Consider the following 24,390-nt stretch of genomic DNA (forward strand, 5'->3'; position numbering starts at 1 on the left):
TTACAAGGCCTGCTTGAGGCGGGATGCAACGCCGGACAAAGGCTTACGCAGGGGGCGCGGCATAAGGTGCCAGCCGCGCGTTAGCACACGGCGCAACAGACTGTGACGGAAGGGAATAACCGGGTCATCCCCCGGTCCAGTCTCACCGTTAAAGACGGATTCATACCAGAAGGTCTTGCGTAGGAAGAACCAGTAGAAAAAGCTTAGGGGTGCGTTGCGGTTGTTCCAAGGCTTAGCTTCATACCCGGCATAATGCACAATTTTGGGGTCTTTGAGGTCTTCCAGAACCTTGGCCCGCCAGTCGGCATTCAGATGCGGGAAAATTTCCCGAATACTATTGACGCAGTTCCATGACGTATCCAGCATTTTGACTTTGCCGACCAGATACTTGTTCAGAATATCCTGATCCAGAAACCAGTAGCGCCGGTTGCTCAGATCATGGACGGCGGCATCGGAAATATTGGCGGCCCGGAAGGCTGCGAGGTCAAACAGGATAACGCCTGCCTGAAAGTAGGACTCTCCCTTACCCTGTAGCCCCAGATAATCGCTCAGATAGCGGCTGGCGGGCAGGGCGCCTGTTTCCTCCATGGAGCGGATGCCTGCATTCACAAAATTTTTCATGATCAAGTCTGGGGTGGCACCAAGTACTGCGCCGTCCAGCGGCGTGTCCCACAGGCGGCACACATCAGCCAGAACAATGGTATCGCAATCGATATAAAGCGCGCGATCATGGCTCCGCAGCAACAGGCCAAGAGACAGCCGGTAGAACGTGGCCGGAGAGAAGTGCATATGTGTGCTGATGCCGCGATACATATGCTGGCAGTCCAGAAAAGTCAGGCTGCCTTTGCTGGCAGGCAGACCGATATGAAACTGCTTTTTGAGCAGGCTGCGCTTGAGGGGGGGGATTCCCCCATCTAGTACAACAAGGTCCAGAAAATGATCTGGATTGAAGGAGGCTTTGATGGATTCCAGCAAAGCCGCCAGATGCGGCACAAAGTTTTCATCCGCTGCGGTCACAATGGTTACGGCATTTTTTGCCGGAGCCACAGGGCTTTTGGGAAGTGCGAATTCCTTGCCGGTTTTTGTGTTTTCAAAAAAGCAGCGGGCGCGCTCGATCAGACCGTCCTTGGGTACATGGGGGGAGGCCATGAAGACGTTAAACAGCCGCTCTCCCAGATAGCCGTAAATCCGGCGGGCCTGAGCGGAATAGTTGGTCAGGTCGGCTTTGCGCTCCACTTCAGCAAGAATGGAGAACAGCCAGTGGCAGTATGTATCAAACAGATCACGCCGGAAGACAAAGACGTTAGTGAAGTAGCCCTCATCCGCCGCCATGACGGTATCAAAAGCGTCCAGGTCTTCCGGATAGAGGTCGGCAATCACCGCGCGGGTTAGGGTCAGATCATGCGCATAGTGATAATCGGCTTCTACATAATGCTGATAGAACGATGTAAAGCCGACGTTCCGCACGGACCATTTATCTGGAAGAATGGCGCAGGCGTTAGGTGTATTTTCAATCGTTTTGCGGACAGTCGCGGCGTTCAGGCCCATTTGTTTTAGGGTCTGGGGGGTCATATCCGCGAGAGTGATGCAGCCGTACTGGTCCGGTTTCTGCCCTGTGCAGGCAAAGTCCAGAAACCGGCGGTAATGCATGAAGCCGATCCATGCCGCATCCGGATCATTTTTCCATGCCCAGTACAGAGCTGTCAGTTCACAATATTCCTTATTTCTTCTGGAAATATTGTCACCCGTATCATCCCCGCGCATGGGGAGAGACATGCTGGCCAGAGCCCGGCCTACCTGAATGGGACGGAAGACGTCATCTTCAAAAGCAAAGCCCGCAGCGTGATGGCAGACATAGATATGAACTGGGCCTAAGTCAGTCTGGCGTGTGCTCATCGGGCGCTCTTCGTGCAAATCATGAAATTTATGGTCTACTCTTTTATGCCCGTGTTCAAGTGCCGGATGTGTGACGGGCAGCAGGTTTTCAACTACGCGGCGCACTTGGGGTCGGTTTAGCCTCTGGTGCGTCAGGCAGTGCTTGTTCCTGCGAGAGAATACGCAAGCGGACAGACGCTCCGAGTTCAATCTGCCGCAGTTTTTTGCGTTCGGCCGCCGCGCACAGGGTCAGGGCGGAGCCGGTCTGGCCTGCGCGGCCTGTGCGGCCGATGCGGTGCAGATAGGCTTCGGGTTGATCGGGCGGGTCATAATTCACCACGGTTTTCACGGCAGGCAGATCCAGACCACGGGCGGCAATATCCGTTGCCACCAGCACCATGATTTTACCAGCTTCATAACTGGCAACGGTTGCATTGCGCTGGGTTTGAGAGAGATCAGCATGCAGAGGGGCGGCCTGTACACGAGCCTTTTTGAGTGTGGCGGCCAACTGGTCTGCTTCCGCTTTGGTTTTGACAAACACAATGGCCCGGTTTGTGCGGTCACGCATGAAGAACTGGCGCAGGAAGCCCGTTTTCTGCGCAGGCTCCAGAAACAGCGCACCTTGCCGGATGGGGCCGCGTTTGTCAGTAGACCGCGTAATGCGGATTTCTTCAGGCCGCCGCAGGAGTTGCTGGATGGTCTGCTTCAGCGCGTCTGGCAGGGTTGCGGAGAAAAACAGCGTCTGCCGTACAGGGGGCAGCAGACTGACAATGGCTGCACTTTCTTCAAAAAACTCTGGGGAGAAAAGGCGGTCCCCTTCATCCATGACGACACGCGTGCACGACTCAAGCAGGATTTCCCCACCTTCCGCAAAGTCCAGCAGGCGGCCGGGGGTGGCAATCAGCACACGCGGACCATCATGCAGTAGGCGTTCGGCCTGATGCGTCCGGTCTGCACCGCCATAGAGCGGAATAACCGCAACGGTGCCTGCTTTCTGGCGGGAGTTATCGGCCTTCTGGCCCAGACAGGTGCGGAAAACACGGGCGGTCTGTAAAGCCAGTTCACGCGTTGGCACAACCACCAGACAGTCCAGCGCGCGTTTGCTTTCCAGAAGCTGTTGCAGCATGGGCAGGGCATAAGCGGCGGTTTTACCAGTGCCTGTTGGCGCAATGGCCAGAAGATCTTTCCCGGCAAGGGCCGCGGGAATGGCGGCTTGCTGGATGGGGGTGGGTTCTTCCATGCCAGCCTGTGCGGCCCATGTGCACAAAGACGGCAGAAGGCCCATTGCCTCAAAGCTGTTGGACATGCTGTGTGGTATCCGTCCTGACCGGGTGTGAAATAAAAACAAGCAGGGGAGCCTGAATGGCTGAAGACGTATATGCCGGAAAGGTGCCGGGTTCAAACCCTGTCTCCGCTCTGGTGGTAGGAGAAGACTTTGCGGGGATGCGCTCTCAGGCTCTGGGGCTCGCTGCCCGCGCCGGGTGGGAGAATAGTTTTCAGGCGGTCAGCCCCTCTCGTTTAGCGCGCTTGATGCTGGCTGGTCCGCAGCGTCTGGCGCGCCCTTTTCTGCAAACAGCCAATGGGATGCCGTTTGAAACCCTGCCGGAACTGGCGCGGGCTGATGTTGTCATCAGCATTGGCGGCAAAGGGGGGGCAGTAGGGGCGGCGTTGCGTGTGCCGGGGCGGCGGCCCGTGGTGCAGGTACAAAACCCGCGCCAGTCTTTAGAGCGGTTTGATCTGGTTGTGGCTTGCACGCATGATGAGATTACCGGTCCGAATGTCCTGCTGGGACGCACGGCCCTGCATGGCCTGACGCCGGAGGTGCTGGCGCAGGCTCGCGCTGTATGGGCGCCGCGTTTTGCGGATCTGCCGCGTCCGCTTATTGCCGGGCTGGTCGGGGGTTCCAACGGGCGTTTCACGTTTGGCGTGCCGGAAGCCCACAGGCTGGGGACGCTGCTGGCGCAGGCCGTCAAAGCGCAGGGCGGAAGCCTGATTGTCACACCGTCTCGCCGGACAGACCCCGAAGCCCTGCGGGTGCTGACGGAGCGGGTGGAAGCGGCAGGCGGTACAGTCTGGAATGGTGAGGGGGAAAACCCCTATCGCGGGTTGGTTGCCTGTGCGGACAGTTTGGTGGTGACCATGGATAGTGTCTCCATGGTGTCCGAGGCCGTGGCGGGACCGGCCAGTGTCTTTGTCTTCCCCTTGCCGGGGCGTTCCCGCCGCATTGCGCATTTTTTGCGGGAACTGGCAGCGGCGGGGCGTATCCGCATGCTGGATGCTCAATCCTCTGTGCGGGACATGGCCCCATGGGCCGTAACCCCGCTGGATGATACGCCGGAACTTGTGGAGGCCCTGCATAGACGGTTGGGTTTCTAGGTCCGCGTTCTACGCCCGGGTTTCTACGTCCGGGTTTCTGGGGGCTGCCTTTCGCAGATCGGTCCGTGACTTCCCGTCCGCAGGCGCTTAAGAGAAACAGACACAGCAGAACCAGAGGAAAAGCCATGAACAAGCAGCAACCGAATGGCGTGGTGTTCAGAACCCTTGCGCAAATTAACGCAGGACGGTCTTTTCTGGCCAATCTGGGTGGCTTTGTGTGTGTGGCTCTTATGCTGGGGCTTGCCAATATTTTCTGCCGTAGCGTTCTGCATACGGACCTGATGTTTGAACTGCGGCTGCTGATTGTTGCCGTGGCCCTGTATTTTTTCGTGCCGCCCCTTGTCCTGTGGCTGTGGACAGGGCGCACGTCTGATACGCAATAATCTGATACGCAATAAATAAAGCCTGAACACGGTGTTTGTTCTGCCGCGTAGCCTGCACTCATGAGGGGGTAGGACAGGCGCGGTATCCGTGCTTTAGAACCGCTCCATAACAACGAGGCTGATGATGGATAGTGACGTTAAGTGCCCCAAATGCAGTTCCACCTATGCGTATCAGGATGGCGCATTGTGGATCTGCCCGGAATGCGGGCACGAATGGAGCCAGCAGACAGAGGGCGCACAAGGCGGGGGCGCGGACGGCACAGCGGAAATCCGTGATGCCAACGGCAATGTTCTGGCTGATGGGGATACTGTGACCGTGATCAAGGATCTGAAGGTCAAGGGGTCATCTCTGGTGGTGAAGGGCGGCACGAAGGTTAAGGGCATTCGTCTGACAGACGGCGGAGATGGGCATGATATTGCCTGCAAGATCCCCGGCATTGGCGCGATGAACCTGAAATCCGAGTTTGTGAAAAAATCCTGAAGCTCTGACAGGTCCGTAAAATCTGCTGAAATCCTGCCTGCTCCAAGAGCGCAAAAAGCGGCCCGAACAGACGCCCAGAAAAATCAGGCGGCCTGTTGCGGGCCGTTTTTACGTCAGACCCAGATTGTGCCGAGCAAAATGAGCGTGCCGACAATAAGGGCGGCCATATGCCGCATGACATGCTCTGGAGAGTCGGGCGGCAGAACCAGATAATACTGAATGCAGTAGGCCAGCAGGGCACAGCCTGTCGCAACCAGAAGGATGCGGACAATGGGGAAGGAAGACAGATCACGCGGGTCAAGCTGCATGGTGTGGTTTCCTTCCTGTGGGCTATGCGGTGTGCGGTCTTGCTATCTGAAGCTATGTGCCTGAAAAAGCCGTGGCAGGGTAGCCTTGGGCGAACAGGGCTGTTCTGAGTGACGTCTGGTTGATCTGCGCCGCAATGGCTTTGCGCACAACCGGCTTGGCATGAAACGCCAGCCCCAGCCCGGCTTTTTTCAGCATGGGCAGATCATTCGCACCATCTCCGATGGCCAGAGTTTCCGCTGTGGGAATGCCATGCTTCGCCGCTAAACGGTCCAGCAGGGCCAGCTTGGTTTCCGGCCCGAGGACCGGGTGCCCGGTCTCACCCGTCAGAATACCCTGTGCATCATCCACCAGCAGCGTGTTTGCGTGGTCTTCATCAAACCCACACAGGCCTGCTACGCGGGAGGTAAAGAAGGTGAAACCGCCAGACACAAGGGCTGTATGCGTCCCGTGCGTACGCATGGTCTGCACCAGTGTTTTCGCCCCTTCGTTCAGGGTGACGTCTTTCCACGCTTTTTCCAGCAGGCTGGCCGGAAAGCCTTTCAGCAACGCCACGCGTTCCCGCAGGGCGGTGGCAAAATCCATCTCCCCATTCATGGAGCGTGTGGTGATGGCGGCAATTTTTTCGCCAATGCCTGCGTGGGTCGCCAGATCATCCAGTGTTTCATTCGCCACAATGGTGCTGTCCATGTCTGACACCAGCAGGCGTTTGCGTCGGCTGGCCTGATGTGTCAGGACCGCATCAATCGCCCGACCTTCTAGTGCCGCACGCAGGGCAGGTAACCGCTCGGTTGCTGTGGCAGGGCAGGGGATGTCCACCGCTTCTTCTGGTGAGAGAAGGGTGGCGTTCTCAGTCGCTTCCATCACCTCACACGCGAGGGCAATGGTGGCGGCATCAAGGGTGGTGGCGTCGCGTTGTGCGACAAGTGTTAGAACGAGGCTCATCATTTCACATCGGTGTGTGACAGGAATGACCGCATGAAGCAAGCGGAAGACCAGACAACCCAACCCGCGGCCCTGCTCGCTCCAGCCCTGCTCCTCCCCGCCCTGATCATTGCCGGGCCGACCTGCTCGGGCAAATCCGCTCTAGCTCTTGCTGTGGCAAAGGCGCTTGGCGGCACCATTATCAATGCGGATTCCATGCAGGTTTATCGGGACCTGCACGTGCTGACGGCTCGCCCGGACGCCGCGGATGAGCAGGCTGTCCCACACCGGCTTTATGGTGTTCTGCCCGCAGCGGAAAAAGGCAGCGTGGCATGGTGGCGCACGCAGGCGCTCGCCGCCATGGAGGACGCATGGGCCGCAGGCCGTCTCCCCATTCTGTGTGGCGGCACAGGGATGTATATGCGCGCCCTGACAGACGGTTTGGCTGAAATTCCTGATTGTGGTGAGGCCGCACGAACGGAAGCCCGCGCTCTGGTGGCGGAAGAGGGTGCGCCCGCGCTCCATGCGCGGCTGGCTGAGGTGGACCCGGATATGGCGGCGCGGTTGCAGCCGGTTGACTCGCAGCGGGTTTCCCGCGCGTGGGAGGTCTGGCGTGGCACGGGCCGCAGTCTGGCTTGGTGGCAGGCTCAGCCGGGTCTGCCCCCGGCACCATGCCGCTTTGTCGCGCTGCGTTTGCTCCCGCCCCGCCCGGAGTTGCGCGCCAGAATCGCGCAGCGGTTTGAAAGCATGATGCAGCACGGCGCGGTGGCAGAGGTGCAGGCACTGCTGGCCCAGAAGCTGGACCCGGCCCTGCCAGCCATGCGGGCGCATGGGGTGCCCGAGCTTGCGGCCATGCTGCGCGGTGAGATTTCGGAAGAAGATGCCGTGCGCCTCGCCGTTCTTGCAACAGGCCGTTACACGCGGCGGCAGGCTACATGGTTTGCGCATCATGACCTGACTAAACCGGGCCTCACATATGATCTTGATACGTGCATGCCTGAGTTTGAGAAATTTTCGGAAAGAAATTGGAGTAAAATTATTTCTTTTATTCTTTCCGGGATTGACGCTAGCGAGCAGATTCCTTAAAGATGCGACCCACCCCTTTCACGGGAGAACAGGATAAGATGACACCGCACACCGCCTCCTCCGCACCCGATGCACAGAAACTCCAGACCCTTTCGGGTGCTGAAGTCCTTATGCGCGCGCTGGATGAGCAGGGTGTGGAAGTTATTTTCGGCTACCCCGGCGGGGCTGTGCTGCCGATTTACGATGCTCTGTTTAAACAGAACCGTATTCGCCACATTCTGGTGCGGCACGAGCAGGCGGCCGTCCACGCAGCAGAAGCCTATGCCCGCTCCACTGGCAAGGTGGGCGTTGTGCTCGTCACCAGCGGACCCGGCGCCACCAATGCGGTGACCGGCCTGCTGGATGCGCTGATGGATTCCATCCCGCTGGTCTGTCTGTCCGGGCAGGTGCCCGCGTCCCTGATCGGGAATGATGCTTTTCAGGAAGCAGACACCACGGGCATTACCCGTCCGGTCACGAAATACAATTATCTGGTGCGCAAGCCGGAAGATCTGGCCCCGGCAGTGCACGAGGCCTTTACCATTGCCCGTTCTGGCCGCCCCGGCCCGGTGCTGATTGATCTGCCCAAGAATATTACGGTGGGCAATGCCCCGTATATTCCGGCCAGCCAGACACCCATGCGCGTTGCCAAAGGCACGGCTGAGCCGGACCGTGAGGCCGTAAAGCGCGCCGTTGCCGCCATGAAGGCCGCGCGCCGTCCGCTGTTCTACACAGGCGGCGGCGTGATTAACGCGGGCACGAAAGCCTGTGAAAATCTGCGAAAGCTGGTGAAGCTGACGGGCTTTCCCATTACCTGCACGCTGATGGGCTTTGGGGCCTATCCGGGGAATGATAAGCAGTATCTGGGTATGCTCGGCATGCACGGCATGTATGAAGCCAATCTGGCAACCCACGGTTGTGATGTGCTGATTGCGCTGGGTAGCCGGTTTGATGACCGCGTGACAGGCCGGGTGGACGCGTTCTCCCCTGATTCCTTCAAGATTCACGCGGATATTGATGTCTCCCAGATCAACAAGATCATCCCCGTTGATCAGCCGATTGTGGGCGATGCCGGGCGGATTATCGAAATGATGATCGAGGAGTGGGATGCAACACCCGCTTACGCGCATCAGGCTGATCTGGCGGCATGGTGGGAGCAGATCGAGGCGTGGCGGGCGCTGAACTGCCTGCGGTTTACGCAGGATCAGGCTCCAGATGCCGTCATCAAGCCGCAGCAGGCGATCCAACGCATTTATGAACTAGCGCGTGAGACAGGGCGTGAAACCTATGTCTCCACGGAAGTCGGCCAGCATCAGATGTGGGCGGCGCAGTATTTCCGGTTTGATGAGCCGAACCGCTGGCTGACCTCTGGCGGTCTGGGCACCATGGGCTATGGTCTACCCGCAGCCGTGGGCGCGCAGATTGCGCACCCGGACGCGCTGGTGCTGGATATTGCTGGTGAGGCCTCGACCCTGATGAATATTCAGGAACTGGGCACCATTGCGCAGTATCGTCTGCCGGTTAAGCTGTTTATCATCAACAACCACTATATGGGCATGGTGCGGCAGTGGCAGGAACTCCTGCACGGTTCCCGCTATTCCGAAAGCTATAGTGATGCCTTGCCAGATTTTGTAAAGCTGGCGGAAAGCTTCCACGCCAAAGGCCTGCGCGCCACGCGGATGGATGAGCTGGATGACACCATTCGTGCCGCCCTTGAGCATGATGGCCCGGTGGTTGTAGACCTGTGCGTGACAGAAGGGGAAAACTGCTTCCCCATGATCCCCTCCGGGGCCGCGCATAATGAGATGATCCTTGGTCCGGAACAGGAAGAACGCGGGGCGAAAGTCACGCGTGAGGGCATGATGCTGGTCTGATCGGTCCTCTTGTCTTTTTTGCCGTGCCGAGCGCACGGTGTGTTCTGGCGTGTTTTCAGGAAGTTTTTCAATGCAGCAGGAAACTCCCGGCTCTGCGGTCATCTCTCTTCTGGTCGATAATGAAAGCGGGGCACTGGCCCGCATTGTCGGCCTGTTCTCCGGCCGTGGCTACAATATTCAGAGCCTGACGGTTGCGCCGGTGGATGAGGTTGGGCGTCAGTCCCGCGTCAATATCGTCACAACCGGCACTCCGGCGGATATCCGGCAGGTCAAGGCGCAGGTGGCGCGGCTGGTGCCGGTCTCCCGCGTGGTGGATCTGACAGCGGAAGGCCCGCATGTGGCGCGGGAAATGGCGATGGTCAAAGTCGTCTCCTCCGGTGAGCCCCGTACCGAGGCGCTGCGCATTGCGCAGGCGTTCCGGGCCAATGCGGTGGATACAACGGCTACGTCGTTCGTGTTTGAACTGACGGGCTCTACCGATAAACTTGACAGTTTCATCGAGCTGATGCGTCCGCTCGGGCTGGTTGAAGTCTCCCGCACGGGAGTTGCCGCAATCTGCCGTGGACCCCAGACGATTCAGTCCCTCTGACGGTGAAAAAGCAGAGCGTGCATGCTCTGCCAGAATAAGGAAGAAACAGATATGACAATGCGTGTGTATTACGACCGCGATTCTGACGTGAATCTGATCAAATCCAAAAAAGTTGCTGTTATCGGCTACGGCAGCCAAGGCCACGCCCACGCCAACAACATGAAAGATAGCGGCGTTAAGGATATCGTGATCGGCCTGCGTGAAGGCTCTGCCGCTGTTGAAAAGGCACAGCAGGCTGGCTTTACGGTCATGACGCCGGACAAAGCCGCCGCATGGGCCGATGTTGTCATGGTGCTGACGCCGGATGAAGGGCAGGGCAACCTGTACAAGGACTCTCTGGAAAAGAACCTGAAGCAGGGTGCTGCGCTGGCTTTTGCCCATGGTCTGGCCATTCATTTCCGCATTATTGAAGCCCGCCCGGATCTGGATGTGTTCCTGATCGCCCCGAAAGGCCCCGGCCACACAGTGCGTTCTGAATATCAGCGTGGCGGCGGCGTTCCCTGTCTGGTTGCTATTGCTCAGGACAAATCCGGTTCCGCTCTGGACATCGCCCTGTCCTACGCGTCCGCCATTGGCGGTGGCCGTGCAGGTGTGATTGAAACCACCTTCAAGGAAGAAGTGGAAACCGATCTGTTTGGTGAGCAGGCTGTTCTGTGCGGTGGTCTGGTCGAGTTGATCCGCGCTGGTTTTGAAACGCTGGTGGAAGCCGGTTACGCCCCGGAAATGGCTTACTTCGAGTGCCTGCACGAAACAAAGCTGATTGTGGACCTGATTTATGAAGGCGGTATCGCCAACATGAACTATTCCATCTCCAACACGGCTGAGTATGGTGAATATGTCTCCGGTCCGCGCGTGATTACGCCGGAAACCAAGAAAGCCATGAAGGGCATTCTGACGGACATCCAGAACGGCACGTTCGTCCGTAACTTCATTCTGGAAAACCAGTCCGGCAATGTCGGCTTCAAGGCAACGCGCGCCCATAACGATGCGCACCAGATTGAAGTCGTTGGTGCAAAACTACGTGGCATGATGCCGTGGATTGCAAAATCCCGTCTGGTTGACAAAACCAAGAACTAAAAAAGCCTGCCAGTTTCTGGTTGTCTTTAAAAAGGGCCTGTCGGATTTTTCCGGCAGGCCTTTTTTATGGTCTGAACGCTATGTTACCGAATGGGATGTGAGGCGGTATGGCGTGGTATGGCGTCGGCGCGTATGGGAGGGAGGTTTGATAAGCCCGGCACTTAGGGAAGGTGAGGGCTGGTTTCACCCAGAAAAATACTCGCTTCATCGGGTCGCCATTCACCCGTATTTTCGTCCCGCCCTTGCAGCACAAAGCGCGGTGTCGCCATGCCACGCTGCTGGACTGCTTTTTGCAGGAAGGGTTGCATCTCCACTGTCTGTTTGCGGTTGATCAGGCAGCAGAGCGGTGTTTCCGGAAATGCTGAAAGCAGGTGGCCTGAACTATCCTCCCCTGCAAAAATAATCAGCGGCGGCTGTTTGCGATGGGCCATGTGTGTGTGGATGATGGCCGTCTTGCCCACACCGAAGGGGAAGGGGTAATTGGCTTCCTCTGTGGGGTCATAGAGTTTTTTATGCTGGCTGAGCCGTGCGCCAAAAATATGCTCGCGGCGTAAGTTATAGCCATATTCCGCAGATGTTGCGAAAATAGCGACGCTTTCTTCCAGCGAGGATGTGCAGATGACCGGGTCAATCCCCTGTTCCTGCAAAATCTGGAACAGGTCTGCCATTTCCGGCGTCAGGCGGAGGGTTTGCGTCAGCGTGACGCTGAGCGGGCCTGTTCTGCCGGGGCGTGTGGCGGGGCTTTTCCATGTTACGCGCTCAATGGATTGCCCGAGTGCGCTCTCATTGGCCGCACGGGTGAGCGCCACGACATCCTGCACCGTCTGGCCAGCCAGCAGGCGGATAATTCCGCGTTGGGCGGCTTCTTCCCCATGCACGGCGCGTAAAGCCTGATGATAGAGGACCATTCTGGCGCGGAAGGCCTGCAAGGCCGGGTCTTCCGCCAGTTCTTCACGCGGCAGGGGGTGCGGCATGTGGCCGTAATGCGCGGCAAGGGCGCGATAATCTTCCAGAATATCCTGTATCAGGTCCGAAAAAATGATGGGCTGGCCAGCGAGATTTTTAAACTGTGCAGGCAGAGGGTGCTCGGAGCCGCCTACATGCAGCAGATGGCGGAATTGCTCGGCAGGCAGCAGAAAGCTGAAATGTTCCAGCATGAAATGGAACAGCGTTTCCTGCACGTTGCCGACAATGGCTGTCTCATCCCAATCAAACACCGCATAGGGGCGCTGGTTCGGGTCATACCCTTCCGCATAGTGGCCGTGGGCATCCATAACGCTTTGTAGGGCGGCGCGTGTTGCCGGCGCCCATTTCAGCACTTCCAGCGTGGGGGGTGGCACATCCGATGTCATGAGAGGGGTGGCGGCGCGTGCAAGGCGTGGGGTGGCCAGCAGGCCGGTCAGGCCAAGACCAAAAAAGCGGCGGGAAAGAGACGGCAGCATAGGATTTCCGGACTTTCGAACACTGATCTGATCAGACGTCGGAAAAGAGTGCCTGATGTTCTGGGAACTGTCACGGGCGGAAAACAGGAAAGTGTTTAATATGACAAAGCGTTGCGCGAAGAGGGGGTGCAGTCGCTCTTGCAGTCTTCAAGGGTAAAACCAGCCGGAGTGTGTGACCCCGAACAACGCACATATTTTCTACAGGGTCAGTCTGCCCATGAAGAGTGCCAAAAAGCGTCTTACTGCGCGTGCTTCAGCGCACCGAGAGCCTGAGATGTGTAGCAAGAGACCCCGCCCTCCCGCAGTTCTGTCAGAATCGGGGTGAGGTCTTCCGCAATTCCTCGGCAGGCATCGGTGATCAGGATTGTCTGAAAACCCATGGCGTGCGCGTCCAGTGCGGATGCGCGGACACAGTAATCAAGGGCCAGTCCGCACACAAACACGCGGGTAATGTCTTGTTTCTGGAGGAGGGCAGCCAGCGGTAAACCCTGCGCATCAGTTCCGCCGAAAGCAGAATAGCTATCCTGCTCTGCTTGCGTGCCTTTGAACACAGCCAGTGTGCTGGAAGGCAAAGTCAGGCCGGATGCCAGCGCGGCCCCATGCGTGTGGGCAACGCAATGGGGCGGCCATTTGCCAGCCGGAATAGCTGTTTGAAAAGAGACATGCTCGGCCGGGTGCCAATCCTGTGACGTAGCAATCAGGCCGAACGGGAGACGCACGAGGTCCCTAATAATCGGCAGAATAGCGTCTCCTTCCGGAACGGCGAGTGCGCCGCCCGGTAGAAAATCATTCTGCACATCAACAATCAGGAGCGCATCAGACGCGCCGGGTGTCAGGTCCAGAGGATGTAATTCTGCGTGTGGGAGAGGGGTGATTTCTGGTGGGGATGACATGAAACACACTCTCTCCTGTATAAGCCTGTGCCCGGTTCAAATGTTTCCGGGCTGGAGGCGGGACAGGGCGCGGGGGCGGCCAATCAATGGCAGCAGGTCTCTGAGTTCCGGGCCTTGGTCCTCGCCCGTTAGCGCGACACGCAGCGGGTGGAACAGCGCCTTGCCGGAACGACCTGTCTGCTCACGCAGGGCGGTGGTCCAGCTTTTCCATGTTGTGGTATCCCACGGTTCCGCAGGCAGAAGGTCCGCAGCCTGTTTCAGGAAATCCTGCTCATCTTCCTGCACGGGGGGGATCAGCGTACCATCCGTTACAGCGTGCCACAGGCGCGCTTCAGAAAGCAGATCCAGATTACCCCGGATGGCCAGCCAGAAGGCTTCCGTCGCTCCTTCTGGTAGACGGTCTTTTACGGCCTCAAACGGAAGCTGGCCCAGCAGCTTGTGGTTCAGCCCGAGCATCTGGTGCGTATCGAACCGCGCGGCGGAGCGGGAAATGTGGGAAATATCGTACACGGCGGCCTGCTCCGCAAACGGCAGCAGAACCGGGTCATCCGAACTGCCGAGGCGCGCGAGGTAGGAGATCAGAGCCTCGGCCTCAATCCCATCCTGCCGCAGCGTGCGCAGAGAAAGGGCGTCAAAGCGTTTGGACAGCTTGCCCCCGTGTTCATCCAGCAGCAACGGCAGGTGCGCAAAGCGGAAATGGTCCGGGCGCGCGCCAAGGGCTTCCGCGATATCAAGCTGCACACCGGTGTTGGTGACGTGATCTTCGCCTCGGATGATGTGCGTCACACGTGTTTCCAAATCATCCACCACGGAGGCCAGCGTGTAGAGCACGGTGCCATCCGTGCGGACCAGAACCGGGTCAGACACGGAGGGGAGTTTGACGTGACAGTCGCCCATCACCAGATCGCGCCAGCGCACAACGGTATCAGAGAGTTTGAAGCGCCAGTAAGGCACTTTTCCGTTGGCTTCGGCTGAGGCGCGCTGCTCGGGTGTCAGCTTGAGCATCGCGCGGTCATACACAGGGGCGCGGCGCTGGCGGATTTGCGTTTCCCGTTTGGCGGCGAGTTCATGCTCGCTTTCAAAACAGGGATAGAGGCGGCCAGAGGCTTTCAGCTTTTTGATGGCCTGCGCGTACTGGTCCAGCCTGTCCGTCTGGCGGAAGGTTTCATCCCACGTAATGCCCATCCACGTCAGATCGGTCTGGATGGCCTCAACGTGGCTCTCGCGGGAGCGTTCTGTATCCGTATCATCAATACGGAGCTGAAAGCTGCCGCCGTTGCGGCGGGCAAACAGGGCATTGGCAAGAGCAAGGCGGGCATTGCCAACATGCAGCATACCGGTGGGGCTGGGCGCAAAACGAAGCTTCATAAAGTCTCTATGCCGTGAGCAGAGGGGAAATACCAGCCTCTGCCAGAAGGGAGGAGAGGCTGGAGGCGCATGGGTGTGGTGAGAGCCGCTTTAGTGGAAGGACGGTTCTTCCGGCTCGTCCGGTTCACCGGGCAGGTCTTCTCCCACCTCCTCATCTTCCACCAGACGGCGGGGGTCCAGAGCGCGCCAGTCACGCTCCATGGGGGTGGCGCGGGTTGCGGCAAAATCATCCAGTTCGTTGGCGGAATGCCAGCCGCTTTCCTCCGCGTCCACTACAAGGGCGTCTTCCCCAAAGCTGAGCCACGCGGTCAGCACATCCTTGGCGGAAGAGCCGGGCGTACGGCAGCGTTCCACACTGTCCCGCACGTAGGTGCGGGCAAAGGCGTTGGCATGGGCAAGGTCATGAAAGCCGCCGACCTCTTCAGAAATATTGTCTTCCGCACCGCCGGACAGGTCGATAATGCGCACGCGCCATGTTTTGTCCTCAGGGGAGGAGGTTTCTGTCATGCCTCTTTGCCTTTCTGTATTTTCTGTGAGGACGGGAGCAGGAACTCACGCCCGATTTTTACGCGTTCCACGCCGTTGTAGGAGACAATATCGGCTGTGGCGTATGTTTCGTTCCATCGGTCCGGGATAAAAGATCCGGTGCCGACAATATCAATCGGCGCACGGGCATCCGCCATACAGGCGCATTTGGTTACACCAAAGCCGGAGGAGGCGATAATTTTGACCTGCGGAAAACCTGCCTCATCCAGCGCATCCCGCATCCGCCATACTGCGGCGGCGGAAACGCCGGTGCCAATCAGGTAGCGCAGTTCTGAATCCGAGCGATACCGGCGCAACGACTCCGGTGCGTGCCGGTCCAGCACGGCATAAGAGAGTTGGGGGTTGAGCCCTTCCAGAAAGCGGCCGCCATGCGTGTCCAGCCGCATGGCCAGACGGCCTTCTGCCGCAAGTTCCGGAAAGCGACGGCAGACTGCCAGCGCATCCGTAATTTCCTGCCCGAAATAGTCCACCAGCACCACTAAGGTGGCTTCTGGATACATTTCGTGGAACATTTCAGCCGCGCGGACGGTGGAGCCTGCATAGCCAATCAGAGCGTGAGGCATGGTGCCTGCGCCGTCCTGTGTGCCGAAAAACGGGGCCACGGCATCATTCGCGGTGCCGACAAAGCCGATTGCTCCGTCCCTCTGCGCCGTGCGCCCGCCGACGGACGCGGCATAGGCCATCAATTCCTGCATCTCAAACCCCGCGCAATGGCGGGCATCCATGGCGAGAAACCGGGTATCGGGGAGCGAAATGGCAATCTGGTAGGCCCGGTGGGCCGCAACGCACGGGCTCCCAAGCTTTTGCAGCAGCAGTGTTTCCAGATCCGCCAGATGGGTGAAAGAGCCGGTGATATACATCAGCGGTTCACCAGCACCCACCCAGTCTCCTTCCGGGTGGACCAGATCAACCGTGTAGGGGCTGTTGCGCTCGGCCATGACATTTTTCAGCCATTCCAGCATCAGCCCCGGCGCGGAAATTACCGGGCGACGGATGAAGAAGGCGTACGTCACCTGACAGTCGCCAAAGTGGGAGACAATCTCCCGCGTGCGGTTGAAGTAGGAATCAGTCCGCGCGTGAATGGTCGCGTCTGGCAGTGGCGTTGCTGTGTAAGCTGTTTTCAGGCCGGGCGCATCCGTGCCTTTGGGGGACTGCGTCATGCTCTCAGCGCTCCGTTCCGGTTGGGGTGCCCGGATGATGGTCTTTCCGGAGGGCGCGGTAAAGCCACCCCCCGGTTCTGTGAAGACAGACCTGTCAGCCAGTTCTCAGCGTTTGCCCGTCAGTTCTTCCGCCAGCAGGAAGGCAATTTCCAGAGACTGTTCGGCATTCAGGCGCGGGTCACAGAAAGTTTCGTAACGGCTGCCCAGATCATCTTCCGTCAGGCAGTTTGCTCCGCCAACACATTCTGTCACGTTCTGGCCCGTCATTTCCAGATGCACGCCGCCAGCGTGAACACCCTCGGCCTTGCTGACATCAAAGAAGCCTTTGATTTCCGTCATGATGGCATCAAAGGAGCGGGTTTTCACCTTGTGGGATGTGGAGATAGTGTTGCCGTGCATCGGGTCCGTCAGCCACGTTACGGTGCGGCCTGTGCCTTTAACCGCCCGCATCAGTTGCGGCAGGTGGTTGCCCAGCTTTTCAGCGCCCATGCGGGAGATCAGCGTAATGCGTCCAGCTTCATCCTGCGGATTCAGGATTTCCAGAAGCTGTTCCAGATCCTCAATGCTGGTGGTCGGCCCAACCTTGATACCGATGGGGTTACGCACACCCCGCAGAAACTCCACATGCGCGCCGTCCGGCTGGCGGGTGCGGTCTCCAATCCATACAAAATGCGCTGAGCAGTCATACCATTCGCCAGACGTGGAATCGACGCGGGTGAGAGCCTGCTCATATGGCAGCAGCAGCGCTTCGTGCGAGGTATAGAACTCTGTTTCATCCACCTGCGGGGCTGAGGCGGCATCAATACCGCAGGCCTGCATGAAGGAGAGGGTCTCGCCAATCCGTTCGGCCATCACGCGGTAGCGGTCAGCCAGCGGGGAGCGTTCCACAAAGCCCAGATTCCAGCGATGCACTTCATGCAGGTTGGCATATCCGCCACGAGAGAAGGCGCGCAGCAGGTTCTGGATACCGGTGGACTGAAAATAGCCGGTTTCCATCCGCAACGGGTCCGGAATGCGGGCCTCCGCCGTGAATTCGGGTCCGTTAATGATGTCACCCCGGTAGGACGGTAGCGTGACACCGCCCAGCGTTTCCGTATCGGAAGAGCGCGGCTTGGCAAACTGTCCGGCCATGCGGCCCAGTTTGATAACCGGAACCTTTGCGCCAAATGTCAGCACAACAGCCATTTGCAGCAGCACGCGGAACGTATCCCGCACGATGTCAGCCTTGAATTCCCCAAAGCTTTCCGCACAGGCACCGCCCTGCAACACAAAGGCTTCGCCCTTGGCGGCTTTGGCGAGCTGCGCGCGCAGGCGGCGGACTTCACCGGCAAAGACCAGCGGCGGGTAGGCACTCAGGCGGCCTTCAACCGCTTGCAGAGCATCCTGATCCGGATAGGACGGCATCTGCCGGACAGGAAATGACCGCCAGCTATCCGGCATCCAGGCTTTAGACGTCGGGTGGGGCTGGTTGAGCGAGGCACTCATGGGTCGATCCTGTCTGTTCATGCGTAAGATAAAGGGAAGGTCTGAGGAAAAAGGAAGAGGCCTGCACGCCCGGTAAGCGTGAGGGGGTGTCTTTATGTCTAAAACTGCCGCGATAAGCAAATTTTGTTAAGGGGGAATGGGGCTATTCTTTAATGACTGCAATACGGATTGCGTATAAGGAATAGCGACTGTGTCGCAGGCGTATGGCTTGCGCCCCGGCAGAGCAGGCTACGCAGACTCCCGGAGTTTCCAGCGGGCTAAGCTGATGCAGGCCAATGGGCGCGGCAGAGCGTTTCGTGATGAAAGCTGATTGGATTTTTTCGTGGGTTGGTGCGATAGTGGAAACTTGTCGCCCGCGCCAGGTCTCTGCGTGCAGGTTAAGGTTCATTTCTTTCGCGGGGTGACGCGCAATGGCGCAACTGCGTAAACCGTCTTTACTTCTGCTCACCGGGCTTTGCCTTGGGTTCAGTCTGGCTACTGGCTTGTCCGTAGCAAAGGCTGACCCGGCGCTGACGCCGGATGACAATATCTCATTCGGAGAGGGCTCGTCCTCTCAGTCTGACAAAGGCTCAACTGAAAAGAAGACCGTGCATGGTCACCGTAGCCTGCCGCCGGGTTATCAAGATGCGCCGTCCATGGAATTCAACCATGGCGCGGACCCGGACCATCTGGCAAAAGTGCACCGTGATGCCGTGACGGGAACGGACCTGTCCCGCTACGGGTCCGCCTATGAAACCAGTGGTCCCTACGGCTCCGGCCAGATGGGGGATGCCACCGGGAACGGCTGGGTTACGCCCCGCTAATCTGGGTGCAGCATGAAGCCTGCCTGCGTCTTGCTATGCAGGTAGGGCTTCCTCGTCTTCCAAGACCTCTACAGTGGCTTGTCCATTGGTTAAATCCTGAAGGCGCTGTGTGACCCTCTCCTGCTGTTCAACAGGCACGGTGAGGACAATCTGCGCGCCAGTGCTGTCAAAATCAGGCGCAGCGCTTTCTATGCCTGCCCACTCCTGTAGTCTGGCCTGTATGAGGGACAGAAGAGAAAACGGGCAGTGGAAGCTGAGCCGGATCCGCTCAATCAGCTCTTCTTTAGGGGCCTCCCGCAAGCATTCGGCCGCTGTCCCGCCATAAGCGCGGACCAATCCGCCCGCGCCAAGTTTCACCCCGCCAAACCAGCGGGTGACAACAATGGCGACAAGATCCAGCTTCTGTGCCGTAATCATTTGCAAAATGGGCCGCCCTGCCGTGCCGGACGGTTCTCCGGCATCATGGCAGCGGCAATGCGGGCCAACCTGCCAAGCCCAGCAATGATGCGTCGCGTCCGGCTCTGCCGCGGCAATGGCGGCAATAAAAGCGTCAGCCTCTTCAATGGTGCGTACAGGTGCAGCACGTGCCACAAACCGGCTTTTTTTGATGTCTCGTTCCAGTGTGAACGGGCCGGTGAGTGTTTCCGTCATACAGAGCATAATAAAAGGCCAGCCAGAGGGCGCACAAGGTCTGCACGGGGAAAAAGCAAAAGCGTGTGAGCCGCTGGGGAGGGCTGTGCAGGGCGTGCATGAACGACAGAGGCTGGTAGGCGTTGTCTATTTTCCTCCAGCCTTCCATTCTGGAGAGAATGCGCAAAGTGGGGCCTGCACCACATGGGCAGGAAGAGAATAGGCCGGGCCTGCGGGGCAGGACCGAAACGGAGACATAATCTGCATGAACGAGTCTGTGATGCGTCTGATCAATGCCATGAGCCGCACTGAATTTGTCACGACATTCGGGTCTGTTTTCAAAGACGCACGCTGGGCTGCGGAAGAAGCGTATGAATGTCGGCCCTTTTCTGACCTCTCCGCCCTGAAAAGCACCATGATGGCGATGGTGCGCGGTGCGCCGGACGATACGCGCCTGCGGGTTCTGCGTGCCTATCCGGGGCTGGAAGACAATGTGGCGGTAGCCTCCGCGCGGGAGCAAATCCTATCTTCCTCAACTGTCCCGGCTGGGCTGGACCAGTTAAGCCCTGAAGAATTTGCGCAGTTTCGGTCGTTGAACAAAGCGTATCGGGAGCGCTTTGAGTTTCCCTTTATTCTTTATGCAGAGGGGAATACGGCGGAGGGAGTGCTCAAGCTGCTTGAGCAGCGGTTGCGGCATGAGCCGGAGGTGGAAGAGGCGATTGCGTTCCGCGAGGTTGGGCGTTTGGCAGAGCCCGAGTTTGAAGCTCTTTACGCCGGACTTGCCGCCAAACAGGACGAGTGACCTTTTGGATGTAGAACCGCGCCCCCAGCTAAGAAAAGGCTATGTGACCCTCCCGCATTGCGCATCACGCTAAAACCGGGCAAAGATCGGCGGGCTTGAAGCTGTTTGTAATGCGGGAGGTCAACGCGCTATGGCACAGTGGTTCCGTAAAGGATGTGTTCTGTTTGCTGGTTTGTGGGCAGTTGCCTTGCCGGTTATGACCATCTCTCCCGCAGTGGCAGATGATGATGACGGTGGCGAGGAAAGCCATAAAGCGCCAGACATGCACCATCTGGCTTCCAAGCCTCCATTGCCGCGTGCCCATAAGGATTTCAGCAAATTTCGTTATCGTCCGGCCGGAGACAAAGTGCTGGAACAGGCCGATGCCAACCGTCTGCTGTTCTGGACACCTGACGGTAAGCCGGATGGCTATGCGGAGCGCCGTGGCAGCAGCATTATTTATTATGATGCGCAGGGGAAGGCTATTCGTGTGCAGCGGCTGGAAGCTTCGGAAATGAATGACTGAACACTCTCCGGTTCAGTCATAAAAAAAGCCCCTTTCGCAGGGGCTTTTTTATTTCCGTAACACGTCTCTGTTTGCAAAAGCGACTTACTGAGGCGAGGTCAGATCCAGAATGGAGGCTGATGTCTCCTCAATAGAGCGCCGTGTGACATCAATAACCGGCCAGTTATGATGGCGGCACAGGCGGCGCGCCCAGCGCAGTTCTTCCTGCACTTTCTCAAGGTCAATATAGGCGTAATCGGCTGAGGGGTCTGAATGGCGGCTGTTCGGCATCATCTGGGAAAGACGGGTGCGCCGAATTTCAATCAGGGTTTCCGGGTCAATGGTCAGACCAATAACCGGCCGTTTCAGCGTAAACAGGGCAGGTGGTGGTTCAATACCCATCACCAAGGGGATATTGGCCGCCTTGATCCCGCGATTAGCCAGATAAAAGCAGGTTGGCGTTTTGGACACGCGAGAGACACCGACCAGAACCAGATCCGCATCGTGCAGATCATCCGCTTCCTGACCATCATCATGAGCCAGCACGTAATGCATGGCCTCAATCCGCTGATAATAGTTTTCATCCATAATATACTGGCCGCCCGGGTGACGGGTTGCGGTCTCACCCGTTTCTTCCGTGAGGAATGTCACGGCGTTGTCCAGCACATCCAGCAGACGAACCTGAAGGCTGACACATCCTGCTTCCATATCGGCCTGTAAGGCTGGGTCCGTCAGGGAGGACATGACTGGCCCACGGTCCAGCGCGATATGGCGCAGAACACGACGGAGTTGCAGGCGTGAGCGGATAAGGTTCCAGTGGCGCAGCCGAACTTCTGTATTGGGGAACTGGGCGATACAGGCGCGTGCGACGGCATCCAGCGTCTGGCCTGTGGCTTCAGAAACAAGATGAAGAGTTATAGTATTGTGTGGCATGGCTGTTTACCCAGACATTGGCCGCCCCCGTTGAGGGAGGCGGCCATGCTTTTGGTCAGGCTTTTACAGCTTTACGTGCGGCCAGAGCCGCCTGTGCGCTTGCCAGCCGTGCAACAGGCACACGGAACGGAGAGCAGGAGACGTAATCCAGCCCGACCGTTTCAAAGAACGAGATGGAGAGCGGGTCTCCGCCATGTTCACCGCAAATGCCCAGCTTGATGCTCGGCTTGGTGGCCCGGCCTTTTTCAACACCCATGCGCACCAGAGCGCCAACGCCTTCCTGATCAATGGAGACAAAGGGGTCCTGCGGCAGCAGACCTTTTTCCACATACTCAGGCAGGAAGGACCCGGCATCATCACGGGAGAGGCCAAGGGTGGTCTGCGTCAGGTCATTGGTGCCGAAGGAGAAGAAGTCAGCACTTTCCGCAATCTTGTCCGCCGTGATGGCAGCGCGCGGTAGCTCGATCATGGTGCCGATAGAGTAGTCGAGCGTGGCGTTCTGTTCTTTCAGAACATCCTTGATCACGGCTTCACTCGCTTTGCGTACCAGATCCAACTCGGCTTTGGTGCCAACCAGCGGGATCATGATTTCCGGGATCACGGCCTTGCCGGTTTCTTTGGAAACGGCCAGAGCGGCTTCCGCAATGGCACGCACCTGCATGGCGTAGATTTCCGGGTAGCTGATGCCCAGACGGCACCCGCGATGGCCGAGCATCGGGTTGGCTTCGGAAAGAGCTGAGCGACGGGCACGCAGAACTTCTACATCCTGCCCCAGAGCCTTGGCGACTTCCTTCAGTTCTGCTTCCCCATGCGGCAGGAACTCATGCAGCGGCGGGTCAAGCAGACGGATGGTAACAGGCAACCCAGCCATGATGCGGAACAGAGCTGTAAAGTCATCCCGCTGGAAGGGCAGCAGCGCACCGATTGCCTTGGCGCGGGCGCTCTTTTCTTCCGTCATGATCATCTGACGGATGTGGCCAATACGGTCAGGGCCGAAGAACATATGTTCCGTGCGGCACAGGCCAATACCTTCCGCACCAAAGCGACGGGCGGTTTCCGCATCTTCCGGTGTTTCCGCGTTGGCGCGCACGCCAAGACGACGCACGGAGTCTGCCCAGCCCATCAGGGTTGAGAAGTCACCAGAAAGGGTCGGCGGAATGGTAGGCACGCGGCCCAGATAGACAGCCCCTGTGCCGCCATCCAGCGTCAGCCAGTCACCAGCCTTCAGCGTATGGCCGTTTACGGTCATGGTCTGGGCTTTGTAATCAACCAGAATGCTGCCTGCACCGGCCACGCACACACGGCCCATGCCACGCGCCACAACGGCGGCGTGAGAGGTCATGCCGCCACGGGTGGTCAGTACGCCACGGGCGGCATGCATACCATGCACGTCTTCCGGGGAGGTTTCTATACGGACCAGAATGACATCCTCGCCCTTGCTGGCGCGGTCTTCTACATCTTCCGCGGAGAAGGCGATGACACCTGTTGCCGCGCCGGGGGAGGCAGGCAGGCCACGGGCAAGCTGCTTGCGCTCGGCCTTGGGGTCCAGAATCGGGTGCAGAAGCTGGTCGAGCGATGCGGGCGGGACGCGGGCAATCGCTTCTTCCTTGGTGATCAGCCCTTCCTGCGCCATGTCGATGGCAATACGCAGAGCCGCTGCCGCCGTGCGCTTACCAGAACGGGTCTGGAGCAGGTAGAGCGTGTTGCTCTGCACGGTGAACTCAATGTCCTGCATGTCCTTGTAGTGGCGCTCAAGCAGGTCACGTACCTTCAGCATTTCCTGATAGGCTTCCGGCAGGGTCTTTTCCATCGGGTTCTGGTCAGCCGCCGCGCGTTCAGCCGCCATGGGCTGCGGGGTGCGGATACCGGCTACCACATCTTCGCCCTGCGCGTTGATGAGGTATTCGCCGTAGAACACGTTTTCACCCGTGGACGGGTCACGCGTGAAGCAGACGCCGGTGGCGCAATCCTGCCCCATGTTACCGAACACCATGGACTGCACGTTAACAGCCGTGCCCCAGCTTGCCGGAATATCATGCAGTTTGCGGTAGGTGTTGGCGCGCGGGTTCATCCATGAGCCAAACACGGCCCCAATCGCGCCCCAGAGCTGGTCCTGCGGCTCTTCCGGGAAGGGAGTGCCGGTTTCATTCAGCACAATGTCCTTATACCCTTTAAGGACCATCTGCCATTCTTCGGCGGTCAGTTCGGTATCTTCCTGTCTGCCGAGTTCACGCTTGGTCTGTTCAAGCAGATCTTCAAAGCGATGATGGGAGACACCGAGCACGACGGAGCCGTACATCTGGATAAAGCGGCGGTAGCTGTCCCACGCAAAGCGGGAATCGCCGGAAGAGCGGGCAAGTCCTTCAACCGTCTGGTCATTCAGGCCGAGGTTGAGAACAGTATCCATCATGCCGGGCATGGAAACGCGGGCGCCGGAGCGCACGGAAACCAGCAGCGGCGCGTCCGCATCCCCAAAGCGCAGGCCCATCGCCTTTTCCACGCGGGCCATGGCTTCATCCAGTTGCGCCTTCAGGTCATCCGGATACTTGCGGCCATTGTCGTAAAAGGCAGAGCAGACTTCAGTGGTAATGGTAAATCCGGGCGGCACGGGCAGGCCGATATTGGACATTTCGGCCAGGTTTGCGCCTTTGCCGCCGAGGAGATTGCGCATTCCGGCGTTGCCGTCATTTTGGCCTGCGCCGAAACTGTAGATCCACTTGGTCATATTGCCGTTCACTTTGTTGTTGCGAACGCAGATGCCGTATTGCCCGCACGAGGGGGAGAGAACAACGGGGAAACAGGCTGGTCTGCGCACGAAATTTTATTTTTATTCTGGACGACGAATTCCACCCCTTCGCTGCCGCATAGCATGGCGCAGATTTGTGGTCTGGGCA

At 58.5% G+C, this 24,390-nt stretch carries 23 protein-coding genes; 10 read left to right on the top strand and 13 right to left on the bottom strand.

Features of this window, described 5'->3' with window-relative positions:
- Nucleotides 1–2,001, bottom strand: coding sequence for a DUF4422 domain-containing protein (locus tag AD949_RS06910; protein WP_048835374.1), 2,001 nt, complete (start codon nt 1,999–2,001; stop codon nt 1–3).
- Nucleotides 1,985–3,181, bottom strand: a complete 1,197-nt coding sequence (locus tag AD949_RS06915) for a DEAD/DEAH box helicase (protein WP_048835373.1) — start codon at nt 3,179–3,181, stop codon at nt 1,985–1,987. Before AD949_RS06915 ends, AD949_RS06910 begins: the two co-directional genes overlap by 17 nt.
- Before the next feature lie 56 nt (nt 3,182–3,237).
- Here AD949_RS06915 and AD949_RS06920 point away from each other — a divergent pair, with 56 nt between their 5' ends.
- The 3 genes from AD949_RS06920 (at nt 3,238) to AD949_RS06930 (ending at nt 5,115) form a co-directional block, all read left to right on the top strand.
- Nucleotides 3,238–4,251 carry a mitochondrial fission ELM1 family protein gene (locus AD949_RS06920; protein ID WP_048835372.1) on the top strand — a complete coding sequence of 338 codons (1,014 nt, stop codon included), beginning with the start codon at nt 3,238–3,240 and terminating at the stop codon, nt 4,249–4,251.
- 125 nt (nt 4,252–4,376) lie between these two features.
- The gene (locus AD949_RS06925) at nt 4,377–4,634 is read left to right on the top strand and encodes a hypothetical protein (protein WP_048835371.1); all 258 of its coding nucleotides are present in this window, start codon (nt 4,377–4,379) and stop codon (nt 4,632–4,634) included.
- A 124-nt stretch (nt 4,635–4,758) separates the two neighbouring features.
- The gene (locus AD949_RS06930; RefSeq protein WP_048835370.1) at nt 4,759–5,115 is read left to right on the top strand and encodes a zinc ribbon domain-containing protein YjdM; all 357 of its coding nucleotides are present in this window, start codon (nt 4,759–4,761) and stop codon (nt 5,113–5,115) included.
- Nucleotides 5,116–5,228: 113 nt separating this feature from the next.
- On the opposite strand, the gene AD949_RS06935 is transcribed toward AD949_RS06930, so the two are convergent.
- Both AD949_RS06935 and serB read right to left on the bottom strand, forming a co-directional pair.
- On the bottom strand, nt 5,229–5,423 hold the full coding sequence (locus AD949_RS06935) for a hypothetical protein (RefSeq protein ID WP_048835369.1): 195 nt from the start codon (nt 5,421–5,423) through the stop codon (nt 5,229–5,231).
- Between the two features lie 52 nt (nt 5,424–5,475).
- The gene (gene serB / locus AD949_RS06940; RefSeq protein ID WP_174766769.1) at nt 5,476–6,369 is read right to left on the bottom strand and encodes a phosphoserine phosphatase SerB; all 894 of its coding nucleotides are present in this window, start codon (nt 6,367–6,369) and stop codon (nt 5,476–5,478) included.
- A 30-nt stretch (nt 6,370–6,399) separates the two neighbouring features.
- Here serB and miaA point away from each other — a divergent pair, with 30 nt between their 5' ends.
- From miaA to ilvC, 4 genes are all read left to right on the top strand, one after another.
- The gene (miaA, locus tag AD949_RS06945) at nt 6,400–7,431 is read left to right on the top strand and encodes a tRNA (adenosine(37)-N6)-dimethylallyltransferase MiaA (protein ID WP_082064638.1); all 1,032 of its coding nucleotides are present in this window, start codon (nt 6,400–6,402) and stop codon (nt 7,429–7,431) included.
- Between the two features lie 2 nt (nt 7,432–7,433).
- Nucleotides 7,434–9,284, top strand: a complete 1,851-nt coding sequence (ilvB, locus tag AD949_RS06950) for a biosynthetic-type acetolactate synthase large subunit (RefSeq protein WP_082064637.1) — start codon at nt 7,434–7,436, stop codon at nt 9,282–9,284.
- Between the two features lie 70 nt (nt 9,285–9,354).
- On the top strand, nt 9,355–9,873 hold the full coding sequence (gene ilvN / locus AD949_RS06955; RefSeq protein WP_048835367.1) for an acetolactate synthase small subunit: 519 nt from the start codon (nt 9,355–9,357) through the stop codon (nt 9,871–9,873).
- Between the two features lie 57 nt (nt 9,874–9,930).
- Entirely contained in the window at nt 9,931–10,950 is a 1,020-nt protein-coding gene (gene ilvC, locus AD949_RS06960) for a ketol-acid reductoisomerase (protein WP_048835585.1), read from the top strand.
- Nucleotides 10,951–11,111: 161 nt separating this feature from the next.
- Here the strand turns inward: ilvC and AD949_RS06965 are convergent, their stop codons facing one another.
- The 6 genes from AD949_RS06965 to AD949_RS06990 all read right to left on the bottom strand — a co-directional run bounded on the left by AD949_RS06965 (nt 11,112) and on the right by AD949_RS06990 (nt 17,844).
- Complete coding sequence (locus AD949_RS06965) at nt 11,112–12,392, bottom strand: hypothetical protein (RefSeq protein WP_048835366.1); 1,281 nt, start codon at nt 12,390–12,392, stop codon at nt 11,112–11,114.
- 239 nt (nt 12,393–12,631) lie between these two features.
- Nucleotides 12,632–13,285 (bottom strand): nicotinamidase, encoded by a 654-nt coding sequence (locus tag AD949_RS06970; RefSeq protein WP_082064636.1) that lies wholly within the window; start codon nt 13,283–13,285, stop codon nt 12,632–12,634.
- A 36-nt stretch (nt 13,286–13,321) separates the two neighbouring features.
- Nucleotides 13,322–14,653, bottom strand: coding sequence for a glutamate--tRNA ligase (gene gltX / locus AD949_RS06975; RefSeq protein ID WP_048835365.1), 1,332 nt, complete (start codon nt 14,651–14,653; stop codon nt 13,322–13,324).
- 90 nt (nt 14,654–14,743) lie between these two features.
- Complete coding sequence (locus AD949_RS06980) at nt 14,744–15,160, bottom strand: hypothetical protein (RefSeq protein WP_048835364.1); 417 nt, start codon at nt 15,158–15,160, stop codon at nt 14,744–14,746.
- The gene (locus AD949_RS06985) at nt 15,157–16,359 is read right to left on the bottom strand and encodes a beta/alpha barrel domain-containing protein (protein ID WP_244463313.1); all 1,203 of its coding nucleotides are present in this window, start codon (nt 16,357–16,359) and stop codon (nt 15,157–15,159) included. The genes AD949_RS06980 and AD949_RS06985 overlap by 4 nt, the downstream gene beginning before the upstream one ends.
- A 105-nt stretch (nt 16,360–16,464) precedes the next feature.
- A complete protein-coding gene (locus AD949_RS06990; RefSeq protein ID WP_048835363.1) occupies nt 16,465–17,844 on the bottom strand; it encodes a class II 3-deoxy-7-phosphoheptulonate synthase in 1,380 nt (459 codons plus the stop codon).
- 410 nt (nt 17,845–18,254) lie between these two features.
- Between AD949_RS06990 and AD949_RS06995 the strand changes: the two genes are divergently transcribed.
- Nucleotides 18,255–18,647 (top strand): hypothetical protein, encoded by a 393-nt coding sequence (locus tag AD949_RS06995; protein WP_048835362.1) that lies wholly within the window; start codon nt 18,255–18,257, stop codon nt 18,645–18,647.
- Between the two features lie 33 nt (nt 18,648–18,680).
- On the opposite strand, the gene AD949_RS07000 is transcribed toward AD949_RS06995, so the two are convergent.
- Nucleotides 18,681–19,298, bottom strand: coding sequence for an IMPACT family protein (locus AD949_RS07000; protein ID WP_048835582.1), 618 nt, complete (start codon nt 19,296–19,298; stop codon nt 18,681–18,683).
- A gap of 244 nt (nt 19,299–19,542) precedes the next feature.
- Here AD949_RS07000 and uraD point away from each other — a divergent pair, with 244 nt between their 5' ends.
- Both uraD and AD949_RS07010 read left to right on the top strand, forming a co-directional pair.
- Nucleotides 19,543–20,079, top strand: a complete 537-nt coding sequence (gene uraD / locus AD949_RS07005) for a 2-oxo-4-hydroxy-4-carboxy-5-ureidoimidazoline decarboxylase (protein ID WP_048835361.1) — start codon at nt 19,543–19,545, stop codon at nt 20,077–20,079.
- A gap of 130 nt (nt 20,080–20,209) precedes the next feature.
- Nucleotides 20,210–20,584, top strand: a complete 375-nt coding sequence (locus AD949_RS07010; RefSeq protein WP_174766770.1) for a hypothetical protein — start codon at nt 20,210–20,212, stop codon at nt 20,582–20,584.
- Nucleotides 20,585–20,668: 84 nt separating this feature from the next.
- Here AD949_RS07010 and AD949_RS07015 read toward each other — a convergent pair whose 3' ends face one another.
- Nucleotides 20,669–21,496, bottom strand: coding sequence for a pyruvate, water dikinase regulatory protein (locus AD949_RS07015; protein WP_048835360.1), 828 nt, complete (start codon nt 21,494–21,496; stop codon nt 20,669–20,671).
- Nucleotides 21,497–21,551: 55 nt separating this feature from the next.
- Complete coding sequence (gene ppdK / locus AD949_RS07020) at nt 21,552–24,221, bottom strand: pyruvate, phosphate dikinase (protein WP_048835359.1); 2,670 nt, start codon at nt 24,219–24,221, stop codon at nt 21,552–21,554.
- Nucleotides 24,222–24,390: the final 169 nt, after the last annotated feature.

Origin of the sequence: Acetobacter orleanensis (genome assembly GCF_001581005.1) — a bacterium.
Taxonomy (GTDB): Bacteria; Pseudomonadota; Alphaproteobacteria; order Acetobacterales; family Acetobacteraceae; genus Acetobacter; species Acetobacter orleanensis.